A 16,327-nucleotide genomic window follows, 5' to 3' on the forward strand; every position below is an offset into this window, starting at 1 on the left:
AACTATTTGCCCAAAAGGCAAGCGTTATTCTTGTACACAGTTACTGAAAACTGAAAACAGCAAACGGTCAACTAATTAGAAAGAAGCCACTTTGTCGGCGATGGCTTTGAGGAGTTTTTGGTAAGGTGCGATGAATTTTTCGATACCCTCTTCTTCGAGTTTCGTTGTAATTTCATCGAGGTTGATTCCTAAATCTTTCAGAGAATCAAGGGTTTGCGTTGCCTCATCCAGACCACTTTCCAGAGTAGATGCCGCATTACCATGATCACGGAAAGCCACCAGCGTTTCCATCGGAACGGTATCAACCGTGTTAGGACCAATCAGGGCTTCTACGTAATACGTATCCGCAATAGCAGGATCTTTGCTGCTCGTGCTTGCCCATAACAGACGCTGAGGTTTCGCTCCTTTTTCTTCTAATTTCTTGAAGCGTTCGCTAGAGAAAATTTCTTTGTAGATTTCGTACGATTTCTTCGCTGAAGCAACGGCTACTTTCGCTTTCAGGTCGCTGCCTTCGGGTAATTTAGGATCAACGGCTACGTCAATACGGCTCAGGAAGAAACTAGCTACCGAAGAAATATGATCTATAGGCTGACCAGCGGCCAGACGATCTTCCAATCCATCGATATATGCATTGGCAACGGCAGCGTAACGATCCAGGCTAAACAGCAGGGTAACGTTAATGTTAATACCTTCGCTGATGGCTTTGCGTATCGCAGGCAGACCTTCGGCTGTTCCTGGAATCTTGATCATTACGTTTTTACGATCTACCCGCTCCCAAAGATCCAGAGCCTGCTCAATCGTTCCTTCGGTATCACGAGCCAGTTCGGGAGAAACCTCCAGACTCACATATCCGTCCGCACCTACAACTTTATCATTATAAACACCATCAAACAAGTCCGCAGCGTCCTGAATATCCTTGATTGCTAAGGCATAAAAAATATCTTCTTCGCTCTGGCCCACCAGCTCTTTCATTTGCTCATCATACTCGGAGCTGCCGCTGATGGCTTTTTCAAAAATGGCCGGATTGGAAGTAATACCCCGAACGCCATCTTCGTCAATTAATTTTTGTAATTCGCCAGATTTAATAAATTTCCGTTCAATGAAATCGAGCCAGATGCTCTGTCCGTGTTCATAAATTGCTTTTACACGATTGGTTGCCATAGGTGATAGTAACTGTTTAAATGAAAACTAAACGATATGTTCTAAAGAGTGAACCTTTTGAAGACGACGAAGGTGCCGCTCGGCCCCGGAAAATTTTGCATTTAAGAATGCATCGACATATTCCTGAGCTGCCATAAAGCCCGTAATGCGGCCTCCCAGGCATAAAAGATTGAGGTCGTCGTCCTCAACGCCCTGATGAGCCGAAAAATGATCATTAATTAAAGCCGCCCGGACGCCCGCGATTTTATTAGCCACTACGGAAGCTCCCACGCCACTACCGCAAACGGCAATACCCCGATCTACTTCCTGATTAGCAATTGCTTTGCCTAGGGGAATAACAAAATCAGGGTAATCATCCTGCGTGTCGAGCGAATGGGCTCCGAAATCAACTACTTCATATCCTTTCGCCAGCAAAAACTGGTAAAGGGTTTGTTTGAGGTCGTACCCTCCATGATCGGCTGCAATTCCTATTTTCATAGCGGTGTTAGTTAAAGAAAAGGCTGATACGTTGTGTACCAGCCCCCTCGTTCCTTACTTATTCAGCAAGGCCTTAGCCCGGCTTACAACATTATCAACGGTAAATCCAAACTCCTTAAAAAGATCTTTTGCCGGTGCGGACTCGCCAAAGGTAGTCATAGCAATGACATCTCCCTCATCGGAGACGTATTTATGCCAACCTACGGGTGAGGCGGCCTCTACCGCGAGTCGTTTTTTCAGAGATTTAGGCAAAACGCTTTCTTTATAAGCCTCGTCCTGTTTCTCAAAAAACTCCCAGCAAGGCATACTCACTACCCGTGCCTGAATCGATTCTTCGGCTAATTTTTGCTGAGCTTCCAAAATTAAGGAAACTTCTGAACCCGTTGCTAATAAAATCACATCTGGTTCACCTTGCGAATCAGAAAGGATGTAAGCTCCTTTACTCAGGTTCTCCGCCTTAGCGTATTTATTCTGATCTAAAATAGGAATATCCTGACGGGTCAAAACAATAATCACCGGTCCTGTGGTATGCTCGATGGCCGCTTTCCAGGCCTGAGCTGTTTCGTTGGCATCGGCTGGACGGATAACCACGATATTAGGCATCGCCCGTAAGGCAATCAATTGCTCAACCGGCTGGTGCGTAGTCCCATCTTCTCCCAAACCGATACTGTCGTGCGTATACACCAGTATGGTTCGTATTTTCATAATGGCTGCCATCCGAATGGGAGGACGCATGTATTCCGAGAAAATCAGGAAAGTAGCCCCGTATGGAATAATACCTTTCGTCATAGCCATGCCATTCAAAATCGCCCCCATCGAATGCTCCCGAACGCCGAAATGGAAGTTTCGTCCCGAACGATCTTCCGCCGAAAAGGATGGATAATCCTTTAGCATAGTATCCGTAGACGGGGCCAGATCGGCAGCTCCACCCGTCAAACTAGGCAAGATCGGAGCCAGTGCATTTAACACCTTACCCGAAGCTTTACGAGTGGCCATTTTACCCTCTTCCGCACTAAACGTCGGGATAGCATCCTGCCAGTTTTCGGGTAATTTCAGCGTGCGTTCCTGTTCGTACTGAGCGGCTAAATCGGGATATTTTTCTTTGTAGGCAGCAAACAACTCGTCCCAGCTTTTCTCTAAGTCTTCACCTTTGGCTCCGATGCTGCGGTAATAGTCAAGCACTTCATCGGGAACGTAGAATGATTTTTCCGGATCGAAGCCAAAATTCTGCTTCACTAATTTTACTTCCTCTTCTCCCAGCGGTGATCCGTGCGAACCGGCCGTATTTACCTTATTCGGACTTCCGTAGGCGATTTGCGTACGAACTTTAATGAGCGAAGGTCGCTCGGTTTCATTTTTGGCATTCTCCACGGCCTCAGAAATGGCCTGAATATCATTTCCATCTTGTATAGACTGCACATGCCAGCCATAGGCTTCGAAACGCTTGGCCACGTCTTCGTCAAAGGTCATCGCCGTATTCCCTTCAATCGAAATATTATTGTCGTCGTAGAGGTAAATCAAATTACCTAACTTCAGATGCCCAGCGATGGAAGCGGCTTCGGAGGTTACCCCTTCCATTAAATCACCATCGCTACAAATGGCGTAGATTTTATAATCAAATAACTCAAAATCAGGCTTATTATAGCGAGCCGCTAACTGTTTCTGGGCAATGGCAAAACCTACCCCATTGGCAAAGCCTTGACCCAGAGGCCCCGTGGTAATGTCGATACCATCCAGTAAGCCATATTCCGGGTGACCCGCCGTTTTGCTGTGTAACTGACGAAAGCTCTTAATATCGTCCATCGTCAGGTTATATCCTGTTAAATACAGGTAACTATATTGAAGCATACACCCATGTCCAGCGGAGAGTAGAAAGCGGTCACGATTCGGCCATTCGGGATTTTTTGGATTATAATGCATATGATGAGCCCACAGCACATGTCCCATCGGAGCGGCCCCCATCGGCATGCCGGGGTGACCAGAATTAGCTTTCTGAACCGCATCGGCGGACAGAACTCTGACGGTATTGATACCTAATTGCTCAATGTCGGTTGTTGTTACTGTCATCTTCTTAAAAATTTAGGTAAACACCGATCAACAAACGCTTGCTGCGGTGAACTTTACACAGGTTTAAGTCTTTTTTATCCGCAAAAGAATCATACAAGCCGAGAGATTTTGAGAGATAATTTCCTGATTTTAAGTGGAATTAATTTTTAATTAAAAGCAAAGTCATTTTTCATTAACTTCAGTTAACGATTATTTCTCCCTTACCGACCATGCCTTCTACCCAATTCGCCATTTATACTGCTCTGGCCGCTAATCTAGCCATTGCTGCTACCAAGTTTGTCGCCGCAAGCGTCAGCGGAAGTTCTGCCATGTTGTCGGAAGGAATCCATTCGCTGGTAGATACATTGAATGAATTTCTATTACTATTGGGCATCAAACGCAGCCAGAAACAACCCGATGAAAACCGACCTTTCGGGTATGGGAAAGAAGTCTACTTTTATTCCTATATCGTCTCGCTATTAATTTTTTCGGTGGGCGGCGGCGTTTCTTTTTACGAAGGCATTACGCACATTCAACATCCTCACGCCATTGAAGATCCGTTCTGGAATTATGTTGTCCTAGGAATTGCTTTTGCCCTCGATGGTTTTTCACTGCTTACCGCCTTTAAAGCCTTTAATGCCCAACGAGGAAAAACACCATTTTGGAAAGCCGTAAAAGACAGCAAAGACCCTTCTACTTTCGTCGTTCTTTTTGAAGATGCTTCTGACGTGTTAGGTTTACTAATTGCTTTTTTAGGAGTCTTTCTGGGGCACGAATTACAAAACCCGTACATCGACGGAGCCGCCTCAATCCTCATCGGTTGTATACTGATGGGCGTAGCCATTGTATTAGCCCGCGAAAGTAAAAGCTTATTATTAGGCGAAGGAGCAGATCCCGAGATTCGAAGTCAGGTCAGGGCTGTTACGCAGGCACTAAAAGACTCGGAATCGCTAAAAAATCAGTTAACTTTTCAAATGGGGCCCGAACAAGTAGTCGTTATTCAACAAGTTTGCTTCAATTCAAACCTGAATAGTGAAGAATTAATCAAAGCCGTGGCCGATCTTAAAGAGAATATTATTACGCAAGTAACTCCCGTAACTCATGTGTTTATTGAACCAGTGAAAGAGTAATAAGTGGATTTATTTACCTTATTAAGGTTAAAACATTTCACTTATTCAACAAAAGTAATAACCATTTATTAGAGGTGTTATTTTCATGATATTACAACTATGTATAGCAAGCAAATATGCTTTAAAAGTTATTTATACTAATTTTAGTGCAAACACTTTACCTTTTATTGTAAGGTTGCGTAGAGCCCGGCTCAATTAAATAGCCGTCTTTCATTTTCAAGAGCCCCTTTGAATTATGAGGCAATCGAAGTAATCTATTATAACTTAGCTGAAGATAGTTTGAGAAGCATTACCTCGGGTAAAGCATCCTGGGGTATGCGTGTCAACAAACTGGTAAAATGGGTATATGAACCAGTAGGATTTTAGTCCCTCTTTTAGGTGAGTAAATTTCCACCGCCCAGAACTAGACCAAATACGATCACTTATTTTTTTAACAACGAATGGTCTTAGATTTCCACTTAAAATAAGAGAATCTACGATACCTTTTTCATTCACTCTAAATTTAAATTCGCCATATTGAGTCTCACAATTTTTAGCTAGCTCTTGTTACAAATACGTATTTTCCCAAATAATAGGATATAGGTTTTCTTAATTCACTTTGATGTAAGCTTTCTGTCAATGAAATCTCAAAATCTGGATAGAGATCATTGCTTTGAGGAAAAGCTTTAATACTCGTCAATAGAATGATACTTTGGATAAATACTATTCGTTTAACATTCATAATTGTCTTTATTATAAGTAGTACTTAAAGAAGTAAAATTTCTACCATTATCAATTTTATAACTTGGCTTAGTTACAAATTATCTACAACTTATATACTACGAATCATAACTACTAAAATCTTTATTAATTGAGAATCGGAAGCATTGGTGTAGCTTCTTTGTGCATAGCTATTTCCGAGTACAATGGCAAATGAAAACCTGCTATTGGTATTTATGAGTAGTCTCCAAACACTGGTGTTCTCTGTGACGCCTAACATAGAATACCTTACGCATCTCAACTATAGAAGTATAATGGTTAATAAATAAATAGAAGAAGTAGCCTGATTATATGGCTTTGAGAATCCATCTCACGTAAAATTTCCCGCGTTAGTTTAGTACAGCCTATTCTCAGAGCCGATTACAACCTACTTTCAGCTTTTAACATTTTACGAAGGTTCCTTTAAAAAACGTTATATTCGTCAAAAAATCACTACTTTTAGGGTTGTTAATCGATCAGTTTTGCTTATCACCCCATGCAATACGTTGCTTATTACCGCGTTTCGACGGTTTCTCAGGGAAAATCGGGATTAGGGCTTTCGGCTCAGCAGGAAATTGTTCGCCGCTTCGTGCGTGACGGCGAAACTATTTTAGAGGAGTTTACGGAAGTCGAATCAGGGAAAAAATCAGACAGACCTCAGTTAAAAGCAGCTATTGCTTTTGCCAAGGAAAAAAGAGCCCGTTTGTTAATTGCCAAACTTGACCGGCTTTCCAGAAATGCCGAATTCATTTTTACCCTCAGAAATGCCGAAGTAGATTTTGTGGCCTGCGACATTCCCGATGCCAATACGCTTACCATTGGCATCATGGCCGTGTTGGCCCAGCACGAACGCGAGTTGATTTCGGAACGAACCCGTAACGCCCTCCGGCAAAAGAAGCGGTTAGGATTTACCTTGGGTAAACCCGAAAACCTAACGGAAGAAGCCATTAGCAAAGGCCGGGAGCTACGTATTGAAAATGCCAAAACCCATCAGGCGAACCGACAAGCCGCCGAATTAGCCCGCCTCTACAGAGCCCAGGGACACACCTACGCAGTCATTGCTGAAAAATTGAATAATAACGGTTTTCGCACTCGAAGGGGAAAATTGTTCCATGCCATGACGGTGCAGCGGCTGGTACTACGTTTTACATAAGGTATGAAACGTTTACACTATACGTAAGTTTCAACGCTAAACACCGTAAGCATATGAGTGTTCCACACAATGATCTTCACGGCAATGTACCTGATAGCTGCCCTGTCGCCCTAATAATTATCGATATGATTAATGATCTGGAATTTCCTGAAGGCGAAGAGTTTGTAGGTACTTCTATACAGGTTGCAGAATGTATTCGGGATTTAAAGAAACAAGCCCGAAAGCTTAACATTCCCGTTATTTATGCAAATGATAATTTTGGTCGCTGGCGTTCTGATTTCAATGAGGTGATTGACCACGTTCTTCAAGATCAGGTAAGAGGGCAGGCACTGGCGGAAATTCTCAGGCCCGAAGCGGACGATTACTTCGTTCTTAAACCCAAGCATTCCGCCTTTTTTGCCACAACGCTGTCAACCTTGCTAAGTTACTTCAATGTGAAACGTCTGATTTTGACGGGAATATCTACCGATTCCTGCATTGTTTTTACGGCAACAGATGCGTACATGCGGGATTATGAAATCTACGTTCCTTCGGATTGTACCACGGCCCGAAACGAAGACTATACGCAAAATTCACTCACGTTTTTAGAACGAACGGTGCATGCTAACCTTACTCCTTCGTCGAAACTGAATTTGCAGCAGTTAATGGAATGATTATTCCATCGAATAAACATTAAAAGTATTGATTAGCTGGTGTAATCGGGTAGAACGAAATTTGAAATACCTATCAGCGGGTTGTCTATTTATAGTTTTGAGCTCCTCACCTAATACAGTTGAAGAGAATCTTAAGAAGCTCATGAGCCTTGCCGGATGAAACGGTTTTCAGGCAAGGCTCATGAACCATCCAGTTTTGATTCAGTTCTGACAGGCGATCATTAACATTTCTGTTCATCAAAATCGTTCGCGTATACTCTACCACGTAATTTCCTTTCGCCGATGGTTGCCAAAGCATTTTAGGTTAGGCATGGCTTTCGCTCTCTATTCGTTAAGTCTGTCATCCAGAGCAAAGCGAAGGACCTTATTACCTTTGCTAGCGTACTTGACCTCGGGAAAGTTATGTTAATCACAGGCGTAAGACTTCTATCTCGTATCCGTTTATTTCTTTAACTATACTCGCTTCCCCGGGTTTCATCCGGGGAAGCGAGTATTAAACCCCTCCGGGGTTTTCTTTATAAATCTATTTTAATCATAACCCCAGCGGGGTTGAACATGGGTAGCCCCGGATGAAATCCGGGGAGTACTTATTTTACAGCTAAAGGATATATCAATACTTTACCATCAAATCCGTCATTTCTCCAATAAGACTTCACTAGCCCTAGCCCGAAAAGCACACTTTTTCTATCTCTATTAAGGATTAGACAGAACCTTTCGGTTTTTAAGATCATATTTCTGACCTTCACTCAGCAAAATAAAACCACCATTGGAAGTGGTGAAATTCTCTTTCGCATTAGAGTCGTGCGAAGGGCTCTTTCCTAGTATCGTTTGATAATCATAAACCGCCACGTACGATTTGCCTACCACTTCAAAAGTATCCTGCTGAACAACAATGGCGGTAGATTCATCCAGGCCAATGCCAATCAGTTCGGGAGCATTTTTGATGAAATCTATTAAATCAAATTGCCGATTTCTTTTCAGTAAATGCTGGTCAATAGCGGAGTTCTTTAAAAAGCCAAGTCCCTGCGTGTGATCGCCGACCAGAATCTGAGCCCCTTTGGTATCGCCCCGCCATAAAAATGATCCCTGAATACTCGCTCCCGCTGAACTTCCGGCAATAACCCCTCCCCGATTTAATACCTCAAAAAAGGCTTGATGAGTCAAGGTATTCAGGTACGAATCGGCTAGCCGCCATTGCCTTCCACCAATAAAGTACACGCCCGTTGCTTCTTTCAAGGGAGCGATAAAAGCCTCACTATTTGCTTCCGTAAGCTTTTTGGTGTGCAATAACGTTACCTTCGCAACGCCCGATTGTTTCCTGATGCTTTCCACATGCTCAGGTTTTAACGCTTCTTCATTGCCAGCAGCAGCAGTAACCACCACAATCTTAGCCTTTTCCTTTCCACCCGCTAATGTCACAAATGTATTCCAGATTTCAGGGCCGACTTTGCCTCCGCCAATGATGAGGAGTGATCCTTTTTCGGGACCGTGTCTAGTGGTACTTTTTTCGTTGATAACAACAGGCGTCTGAGCCAAAGCAGACCAGGTGATGATAGTAAATAACAAAAAGTAAATCTGACGCATGGGTAAGGTATTCTGATTGATAAATAAATCTACCTTCCAATGGCAGTTCATCCAAGTAAAGAGCGATTCAATTGCTGTTAACCGCGACCAAAGGCATACTTCTACCTGCTTTCAGGCATCTGTTCCTATCTTTCACTTCCATCGTTAACTACTTTTAACGTCGCAATTGCTTGGCTGACTTTTTATTCATGCTTAGTTTTCTAACCATTCAATCAATGCTCAAACGCCATGAAACACCTCAGCCTTTTTACACTTCTATTTTTCGTATTCACAATGACCTATGCTCAGGAGCGGCCTGATTATGACAACCTAAAGAAAGCCGAAATCGAGCAACATTTAAATAAAGAGGGCTTTATCTCTAAAACAGGCTGGGTTTTAAAAGAAGGGGAAGAAATTACCCTTGGCAACGGAACCATGCCCAATAAATTTTTTGCATTTATTTACGAAACGCCCGCCTATCAGCACAGCGATGAACGGGAGCGGCTTACATCCTTCTCCAATGGAAAAAAGGCAAAAGTTAAATCTTTGTTAGTGAGAGGTTCTAAACGGACAGGTTATCAAGTCATTGCCCGAATTGGCATTGGCACCCTAACGAACTACTGGGTAGAACTCGACAATGCCATTGAGGCGGGCGAGGTAACGCTTCCCGAACCCTATACTTCTCATCTGCAAACACCCGTGGCAAAGCCTTTTAGCGTAGCTGATGAAATACGAAAGTTTAAGGAACTGATGGACGAAGGGGTCCTGACGAAAGAGGAATTTGAAACGCAGAAAAAGAAACTACTGAATCAGTAGCCGATGAAAAATCATTTTTAGCTAGGCTGCAAGTACCTGGCTTTTACTTTTGTAATGATAATCATTCATGTTAAAAAAGAGTTATGGTTTTTTCAGTCATTGGCACCGGAGCAATTGGTGGATTTTACGGAGGAATGCTTGCCGGGGCCGGGCAGGACGTTCACTTTTTATTGAATACCGATTACGACTGGGTCAACGAACATGGTTTACAAATTAACTCCGCCCATCTGGGTGGGCTTCATCTTCCGAAAGTTCAGGCCTACCAGAAGGCCACGGATATGCCTCCATCGGATGTGATTTTGGTGGGTTTGAAAAGCATTCAGAACGAAAAACTATTACCCGATTTATTACCGCCCCTTTTGAAAAAAGATAGTCTTGTCATCTTGATTCAGAATGGGTTAGGCGTAGAAAAGGACGTGGCCGATCTCTTTCCGGGCGTTTCCATCGCCGGAGGCATTGCCCGGGTCTCGGCCAGCAAAGTAAGTCCCGGTGTAATCAGGCATTTTGATAACGGTCGATTGGAGTTAGGTTCCTATAACCTCCCGGATTTGAATCGTCTCGAGGAAGTCGTAAGCACTTTTCAAACTACGGGTTTACCCATCGTTACCATTCCTGATTTACAATTCATTCGCTGGCGTAAATTGGTTTGGAATATTCCATTCAATGGGCTTTCTGTCATTCTTAATACTACTACAGATCAGTTAGTGGGAAATCCGGAAACGGCTCAGCTATCGAAAGAAATCATGCGGGAGGTGATTGCCGGAGCTAATGCCTGCGGGATTCATCTTTCAGAAGCTTTCGCCGACGAAATGCTGGCGTACACCCAACGCATGCGACCGTATTCCCCTAGCATGAAACTCGATTTTGAGCAGGGTCGTCCGCTGGAGATTCGCTACATCTATGAAAACCCCGTTTCAGCGGCTCAGGCAGCGGGTTACTCCATGAGTCGGGTGGATACGCTGGCCCAACAGCTAACTTTTCTGGAACGTCAACGAAACTCTCAGGCTGAAATGTAATACCGTAAATGACTACGAAAAAAAGGCGACGAATGCCTGATCCGCCGCCCCTTAGGAAGATGAATTCTCTACCTTTCTTCTTCGGTACCAACAAAAGATTGAGTCATGGATTTTTTTCGCGGCAGCATCCAGTAATAAATCGGAATACCGACGAGAATAATACCCAGCCCCGGAAGGGTGTATTCGCTTTCAAAGATTAATAAAAGTACAGCCAATGTACTGGCAATGATCAGGTATAGGGCAGGCAATACGGGGTAACCCCAAGCTTTATAAGGCCTTGGTATATCGGGCCTTTTGATACGCAGGATATAAATTCCGGCAATGGTTAATACGTAGAAAATTAACACCCCAAAAATTACCAGAGCCAGAAGTCGGTTGTATTCTCCACTTAGGCATAACAGACAAGCCCAGCCGCATTGAATCCATAAACTATACGCCGGCACCTGAGCTTTATTTAGTTTCCCAGCTTTCGGGAAAAATAAACCATCCTGAGCCATCGTGTAGTACACCCGTGCCCCGGCTAGAATCAGTCCGTTATTACAGCCAAAGGTGGAAATCATGATCAGAACCGCCATTACGGTCGTTCCTGCGGGACCAAAAATGTATTCTGCCGCAACGACTCCGACCCTTGCATTGGGAGCGAAAGCGATGTCTTTCAGAGGAATAACCGCCAGATACATGACGTTAGTTAAGACGTACAGAACCGTGACGATCAGTGTTCCTAAGATCAAACTCAGGCCAATATTCTTTTTAGGATTTTTCACTTCTCCGGCGATGGCGGTAATGGAATGCCAGGAATCGCTGGAAAATAAGGTTCCCTTCATGGCAATGGCAATGGCTCCCCAACTAGCCAATCCGGTTAGTAAGGTTCGTTGCAAGCCGCCGTCGCTTGACGGGCTTAACTGAGCCAGCGTCCAGGCTTGTTGCCAGTTTTGTTCCCAGATTTCGGCTTTTGCTCCCCAGATTAACCCAGCGGCAGTTAATCCCACCAACGATAGTATTTTGATACTCGTTAATCCCGTCTGAACGATGACACCATTTTTTACCCCGCGACTATTCAGATACGTTAATCCAACAATGATGGCGATGGACACCAACTGAGCCGCCGTTAGTTGAAAATGCGATCCCTGATAGAGGTAATTGGTTTCACTGAAAGCCGGAAACACATACGCCGCAAATTTGGCAAAAGCCACTCCCACTGCCGCAATAGTACCCGTCTGGATAACTGCGAAAAAAGCCCAGCCGTACAGAAACCCGACCAAAGGCCCGTAGGCTTCCCGAAGATACACGTATTGTCCGCCAGCTCGCGGAAACATTGCCGCTAACTCTCCATAACTAATAGCCGCAATGATGGTCACCAATCCGGCCAAAACCCACATCAGCAACATATAACCGGCCCCGCCAATGCTGGATGTAATTTCAGCACTGACGATAAAAATGCCCGAGCCAATCATCGACCCCGCTACCAGCATGGTGGCATCGAGCAGAGTTACGCGTGGTTTAAAACCCGGTTCGCTGAGATTTTCCATAAAATTAGATCATAGAAGTTTATACGGCAATTTTCAATAAAAGCCATAGAATATAAGTCTTAATAGACTATATATGTAAATAAAATAAGCTAAAATCAAATATTTACTTACACGTTAGAATAGTATTAATATTTGCGAATCAGCGTCGTAAAACCGCATCAGGTTTTATCCGAATTTTGTGGTGGACTTAAAAAGTATAGTATTTGATACTAAATCAGCTCTTATTCATTCAGAATTTAAGATCTAACCTATATCCATGAACGCTTACCATCAACTATCGAAGCTATTCCTGGCCCTTGTTCTGGTCAGTGGAAGTGCTTTGAGCCAATCACTGGCCCCCGAATGGAAAAATAGTAAAGTCAAAGTTTCGCCGGTAGTACCTGTGAAAGCCTATGTTTTTCCGTTAAGTCAGGTGGAGTTACTCGACAGTCCGTTTCGGCAGGCGATGCAGGCGGATGTTAACTTTTTGAAAGAACTTCAACCCGACCGCTTGTTATCCGAATTTCGGAGTCACTCGGGCCTGAAACCTAAAGCCGAAAAATACGGCGGCTGGGAGTCTTCGGGTTTGGCCGGGCATACGCTGGGGCACTACCTGTCGGCTTGTGCCATGCATTACGCCAACACGAAAGATCCAGAATTTCTGAAGCGAGTCAATTACATGATTGACGAATTGGATGAATGTCAGAAAGCTCGTAAAACGGGTTATATCGGGGCTATTCCAAAAGAGGATACCGTCTTTGCTGAAGTTTCAAAAGGCGATATTCGTTCGCGTGGCTTTGATTTGAACGGTGCCTGGTCGCCCTGGTATACGGTTCATAAAGTAATGGCCGGATTACTGGATGCTCACCTTTATTGTGATAACAAAAAAGCTCTGGACATCAACGTTCGGATGGCAAATTGGGTTGGCGAAACACTGAAAAACCTAACCGACGAGCAAATTCAGAAAATGCTTTTGTGTGAATACGGCGGGATGAATGAATTATTGGTAAATACCTACTCGCTGACCAAAGACAAAAAATTTCTGGATTTATCGTATAAATTTCACGACCGCTGGATTCTGGATTCGCTGGCTCATCATAAGGACATTTTACCAGGGAAACATTCAAACACTCAAATTCCTAAACTCATCGGAACGGTTCGTCGCTATGAATTGACGGGGAATAAAGAGGATTATGAAAGTGCGGCCTTTTTCTGGAATACCGTTGTCAATCACCACTCCTACGCCACGGGTGGAAATAGTAACTACGAATACCTGAGCACGCCAGATCAGTTGAACGAAAAACTGACCGAAAACACGATGGAGACCTGTAATACCTACAATATGCTGAAACTAACCCGGCATTTGTTCGCTTTACAGCCCTCTGCTCACTACATGGATTACTACGAACGCGGCTTGTATAACCACATCCTGGCTTCGCAAAATCATACGACGGGTATGATGTGTTACTTCGTACCGCTTCGCATGGGGGCAAAAAAACAGTTCAGCAGCCGTCTTCACGACTTTACCTGCTGTGTAGGGTCGGGCATGGAAAACCACGTGAAGTACAACGAAAGCATTTATTTTAAAGGAGCGGATGGCAGTTTGTACGTGAACCTCTTTATTCCTTCAAAACTGAATTGGGAAGAAAAAGGGCTACAGGTTAACATGGAAACGCAGTTACCCGCCGATTCTTCCATTCGATTAACCTTACATCCTAAAAAAGCTATTTCGTTACCCCTCCGCATTCGCAAGCCGCACTGGGCCGGGACCATGCTGGTTTTACTCAACGGAAAACCCGTTTCTGACTTGAAAGAAGAGGAAGGTTATCTGGTGATTAACCGTAAATGGAACGCAGGTGATTTAGTGGAAGTAAGCTTGCCGAGCAAACTTTACACCGTCGCCATGCCCGATAATCCCGACCGTAAAGCGTATTTCTACGGTCCATTAATTTTGGCAGGAAATTTGGGTCCCCAAGAAACCGATCCAGCGGTGGGTATTCCGGTTGTGGTCAGTAATGATTCAGATCCTAACCGCTACATCAAATCCACCGGAAAACCACTGGAATTTCAGACGAGTCGATTGGGTAATCCGGGAACGCTGACGCTGCAACCTTTTTATGCGTTACAGGATGATCATTATAGCGTGTATTGGGACGTATTTACCAGTAAAACCTGGCAGGAGCAGCAGAAACGCTACGAAGAGCAACGCCGACAAGCCCGCGAACTGGAACTTCGGACCGTTGATAACCTCCGCGTTGGTGAAATGCAACCCGAGCGGGATCATGACTTCTCAGGGGAAAATCTCGAAACGGGTGAATCTCACACGCGTAAATTCCGGGTAGCGAATGAGGGCGGATCTTTTCAATTTACGATGAAAACAGACCCTGATTCAAAAAATACGCTGGTTGCTACTTATTGGGGCATGGATAACCGGGGTCGGCAGTTTGATATTCTGGTGGACGGGAAAACCATCGCCAGCGAAGACGTTAATAAGTATAAGGAAAGTCGATTTTACGAAATTTCTTATGAGCTACCGAAGGAATTAACTACGGGAAAAAGGTCGGTTACGATCAAGTTTCAGGCGAAAAAAGGCAATCAGGCGGGGCCAGTCTACGGCATTCGAATGTTGAAAGATTAACTGTGAAAAGGGGTACTTCAAAAAGTATCCCTTTTTTATTCCCTAGGGAACAACGGTTTACTTCATAAATTCCTCCTCCATACATTCCGCTTTCCTACCCCCAAAAAACACCTGTTTTGAAGAACACGTATATACGGTCTGTTATTACCTTTTCTCATTTCAGACCTTTGTAAAAGAAACGCCTAGCAATTAAATGCCTCCCGGTTCATTTTACGCTTGTGTATTAGGATTAACCCACTGCCTTTAATTAAACCCGGCACAATTCCGGGAGCGAAACAAAGCTCTATTGTGTGTTGTGCAATCTGTGAAAGAAAAGACAGCTAGCCGCAGGCTCTTTAATGATGTGGATGGCGGTCCCAGAACTAAAGTCGTCGAACGTTAGCTGTCTTGATTTCCAGATTAATTCAGATTCCGGTTTTAATCTGCTCTATATATCACCGCTAAGTTTAATTCATTAAATCTTATCCCGGTACTATGAAACGTAACTCCCATTGCCCAAGATTCCTGTATTTACGAACCCAACATTTCATACCCAAACCCGTGTATCGCGAACGAGCGATGCCTAAACTACTGAAGAAAATAAAAGGAGACACTCGGTTTCCTTTTTCGTTGATACTGACGTAAAAGTTGTCGTCAAAAGAAGCGTTTGAGCTTTTCAAAAAGCTGCGTATTAAACGCATAGCCCGAAGAATTAACCCTCCCTTTAATAGATTAGGTTCAACAGTCGTTCTTCATTGAACGGCTGTTGGTTTTCAGAAGATCAATCCGGTTTTATACCGTCCAGAGCTTGTTTCTAATGGCATACACCACCAGACTTACGGAATTATTAGATCCCGTTTTTTCGAGTAAATTTTTCCGGTGCCCTTCTACGGTGCGGTAACTAATGAAGAGGCGATCAGCGATTTCAGCGGTATTTAATCCCTGGCATAGCAATTCCAGTACTTCCATTTCTCGACCCGTCAAAAGCCCTTCGCCGGGCGTTTTTTTAGCGGAGTCTTCGGGATGCTGAAGTCCCTGACGCAACGCCTGAGCGGTATCATCATTCATGTAATACCCCCGCGTACTGACGTCTTCGATGGCCTGTACGAGCGTGTTCCGGTCAATGTCCTTGGGTAAATATCCGTGAACGCCTACCCGCATGAGCTTCATAATGTGCTCCTGCGAGTAACTCATAGACAGAATAATGATTTTTATTTCGGGATAATCTTTCAGTAAAATCCGACTGATTTCTTCCCCATCCATCCCCTTCATGTGTAAATCCAGCAGGATTACATCGACAGGAGTGATAGGTAACTGATCAAATAAGTCTTTTCCGCTACTGGCCTGTAAGACAATTTCGTACTGCGGAAATTTCTTTAATATCTGGGCGACTCCCAACCGAAATAACTGATGATCATCAACTAGAGCTAGTTTACGATTTTCCATACA

General features: G+C 43.9%; 13 protein-coding genes. 6 read left to right on the plus strand and 7 right to left on the minus strand.

Features of this window, described 5'->3' with window-relative positions; all coding sequences use genetic code 11:
- Positions 1-75: 75 nt before the first annotated feature.
- The 3 genes from tal to tkt are packed head-to-tail and all read right to left on the minus strand — an operon-like array spanning position 76 to position 3,705.
- Positions 76-1,161: a transaldolase gene (gene tal / locus QE357_RS23575; protein ID WP_106636159.1), complete on the minus strand. Its 1,086-nt coding sequence runs from the start codon at positions 1,159-1,161 to the stop codon at positions 76-78.
- Positions 1,162-1,188: 27 nt separating this feature from the next.
- Positions 1,189-1,638 carry an RpiB/LacA/LacB family sugar-phosphate isomerase gene (locus QE357_RS23580; RefSeq protein WP_106636158.1) on the minus strand — a complete coding sequence of 150 codons (450 nt, stop codon included), beginning with the start codon at positions 1,636-1,638 and terminating at the stop codon, positions 1,189-1,191.
- A 54-nt stretch (positions 1,639-1,692) separates the two neighbouring features.
- Entirely contained in the window at positions 1,693-3,705 is a 2,013-nt protein-coding gene (gene tkt, locus QE357_RS23585; RefSeq protein ID WP_309713367.1) for a transketolase, read from the minus strand.
- A 209-nt stretch (positions 3,706-3,914) separates the two neighbouring features.
- Between tkt and QE357_RS23590 the strand changes: the two genes are divergently transcribed.
- The 3 genes from QE357_RS23590 (at position 3,915) to QE357_RS23600 (ending at position 7,358) form a co-directional block, all read left to right on the plus strand.
- Positions 3,915-4,814, plus strand: coding sequence for a cation diffusion facilitator family transporter (locus tag QE357_RS23590; RefSeq protein WP_309713369.1), 900 nt, complete (start codon positions 3,915-3,917; stop codon positions 4,812-4,814).
- A gap of 1,234 nt (positions 4,815-6,048) precedes the next feature.
- Positions 6,049-6,705, plus strand: a complete 657-nt coding sequence (locus QE357_RS23595; RefSeq protein ID WP_106636153.1) for a recombinase family protein — start codon at positions 6,049-6,051, stop codon at positions 6,703-6,705.
- Positions 6,706-6,758: 53 nt separating this feature from the next.
- Entirely contained in the window at positions 6,759-7,358 is a 600-nt protein-coding gene (locus tag QE357_RS23600) for a cysteine hydrolase (RefSeq protein WP_309713374.1), read from the plus strand.
- A gap of 106 nt (positions 7,359-7,464) precedes the next feature.
- On the opposite strand, the gene QE357_RS25085 is transcribed toward QE357_RS23600, so the two are convergent.
- Together QE357_RS25085 and QE357_RS23605 are read right to left on the minus strand one after the other, a co-directional pair.
- The gene (locus QE357_RS25085; RefSeq protein WP_409050288.1) at positions 7,465-7,656 is read right to left on the minus strand and encodes a DUF6250 domain-containing protein; all 192 of its coding nucleotides are present in this window, start codon (positions 7,654-7,656) and stop codon (positions 7,465-7,467) included.
- 395 nt (positions 7,657-8,051) lie between these two features.
- Positions 8,052-8,993 carry a cyanophycinase gene (locus tag QE357_RS23605; protein WP_309713377.1) on the minus strand — a complete coding sequence of 314 codons (942 nt, stop codon included), beginning with the start codon at positions 8,991-8,993 and terminating at the stop codon, positions 8,052-8,054.
- Between the two features lie 177 nt (positions 8,994-9,170).
- Between QE357_RS23605 and QE357_RS23610 the strand changes: the two genes are divergently transcribed.
- Together QE357_RS23610 and QE357_RS23615 are read left to right on the plus strand one after the other, a co-directional pair.
- On the plus strand, positions 9,171-9,737 hold the full coding sequence (locus QE357_RS23610) for an SHOCT domain-containing protein (protein WP_309713380.1): 567 nt from the start codon (positions 9,171-9,173) through the stop codon (positions 9,735-9,737).
- Between the two features lie 83 nt (positions 9,738-9,820).
- Positions 9,821-10,753: a putative 2-dehydropantoate 2-reductase gene (locus QE357_RS23615; protein ID WP_309713383.1), complete on the plus strand. Its 933-nt coding sequence runs from the start codon at positions 9,821-9,823 to the stop codon at positions 10,751-10,753.
- Between the two features lie 68 nt (positions 10,754-10,821).
- Here QE357_RS23615 and QE357_RS23620 read toward each other — a convergent pair whose 3' ends face one another.
- Positions 10,822-12,282: an APC family permease gene (locus tag QE357_RS23620; protein WP_307144066.1), complete on the minus strand. Its 1,461-nt coding sequence runs from the start codon at positions 12,280-12,282 to the stop codon at positions 10,822-10,824.
- Positions 12,283-12,538: 256 nt separating this feature from the next.
- Here QE357_RS23620 and QE357_RS23625 point away from each other — a divergent pair, with 256 nt between their 5' ends.
- Positions 12,539-14,899: a beta-L-arabinofuranosidase domain-containing protein gene (locus QE357_RS23625; protein WP_309713386.1), complete on the plus strand. Its 2,361-nt coding sequence runs from the start codon at positions 12,539-12,541 to the stop codon at positions 14,897-14,899.
- A 771-nt stretch (positions 14,900-15,670) separates the two neighbouring features.
- Here the strand turns inward: QE357_RS23625 and QE357_RS23630 are convergent.
- A complete protein-coding gene (locus QE357_RS23630) occupies positions 15,671-16,324 on the minus strand; it encodes a response regulator transcription factor (protein WP_309713388.1) in 654 nt (217 codons plus the stop codon).
- Between the last annotated feature and the right edge of the window lie 3 nt (positions 16,325-16,327).

Origin of the sequence: Siphonobacter sp. SORGH_AS_0500, from assembly GCF_031453245.1 — a bacterium.
Taxonomy (GTDB): domain Bacteria; phylum Bacteroidota; class Bacteroidia; order Cytophagales; family Spirosomataceae; genus Siphonobacter.

Bases quoted from the DNA above. Each gene is read 5' to 3' on its own strand.
- QE357_RS23615 (WP_309713383.1), top strand. From the start codon at position 9,821: ATGGTTTTTTCAGTCATTGGCACCGGAGCAATTGGTGGATTTTACGGA.
- QE357_RS23580 (WP_106636158.1), bottom strand. From the start codon at position 1,638: ATGAAAATAGGAATTGCAGCCGATCATGGAGGGTACGACCTCAAACAA.
- QE357_RS23610 (WP_309713380.1), top strand. From the start codon at position 9,171: ATGAAACACCTCAGCCTTTTTACACTTCTATTTTTCGTATTCACAATG.
- QE357_RS23630 (WP_309713388.1), bottom strand. From the start codon at position 16,324: ATGGAAAATCGTAAACTAGCTCTAGTTGATGATCATCAGTTATTTCGG.
- QE357_RS23595 (WP_106636153.1), top strand. From the start codon at position 6,049: ATGCAATACGTTGCTTATTACCGCGTTTCGACGGTTTCTCAGGGAAAA.
- tal (WP_106636159.1), bottom strand. From the start codon at position 1,161: ATGGCAACCAATCGTGTAAAAGCAATTTATGAACACGGACAGAGCATC.
- QE357_RS23620 (WP_307144066.1), bottom strand. From the start codon at position 12,282: ATGGAAAATCTCAGCGAACCGGGTTTTAAACCACGCGTAACTCTGCTC.
- QE357_RS23590 (WP_309713369.1), top strand. From the start codon at position 3,915: ATGCCTTCTACCCAATTCGCCATTTATACTGCTCTGGCCGCTAATCTA.
- QE357_RS23605 (WP_309713377.1), bottom strand. From the start codon at position 8,993: ATGAACTGCCATTGGAAGGTAGATTTATTTATCAATCAGAATACCTTA.
- QE357_RS23625 (WP_309713386.1), top strand. From the start codon at position 12,539: ATGAACGCTTACCATCAACTATCGAAGCTATTCCTGGCCCTTGTTCTG.
- QE357_RS25085 (WP_409050288.1), bottom strand. From the start codon at position 7,656: ATGCTTTGGCAACCATCGGCGAAAGGAAATTACGTGGTAGAGTATACG.
- tkt (WP_309713367.1), bottom strand. From the start codon at position 3,705: ATGACAGTAACAACAACCGACATTGAGCAATTAGGTATCAATACCGTC.
- QE357_RS23600 (WP_309713374.1), top strand. From the start codon at position 6,759: ATGAGTGTTCCACACAATGATCTTCACGGCAATGTACCTGATAGCTGC.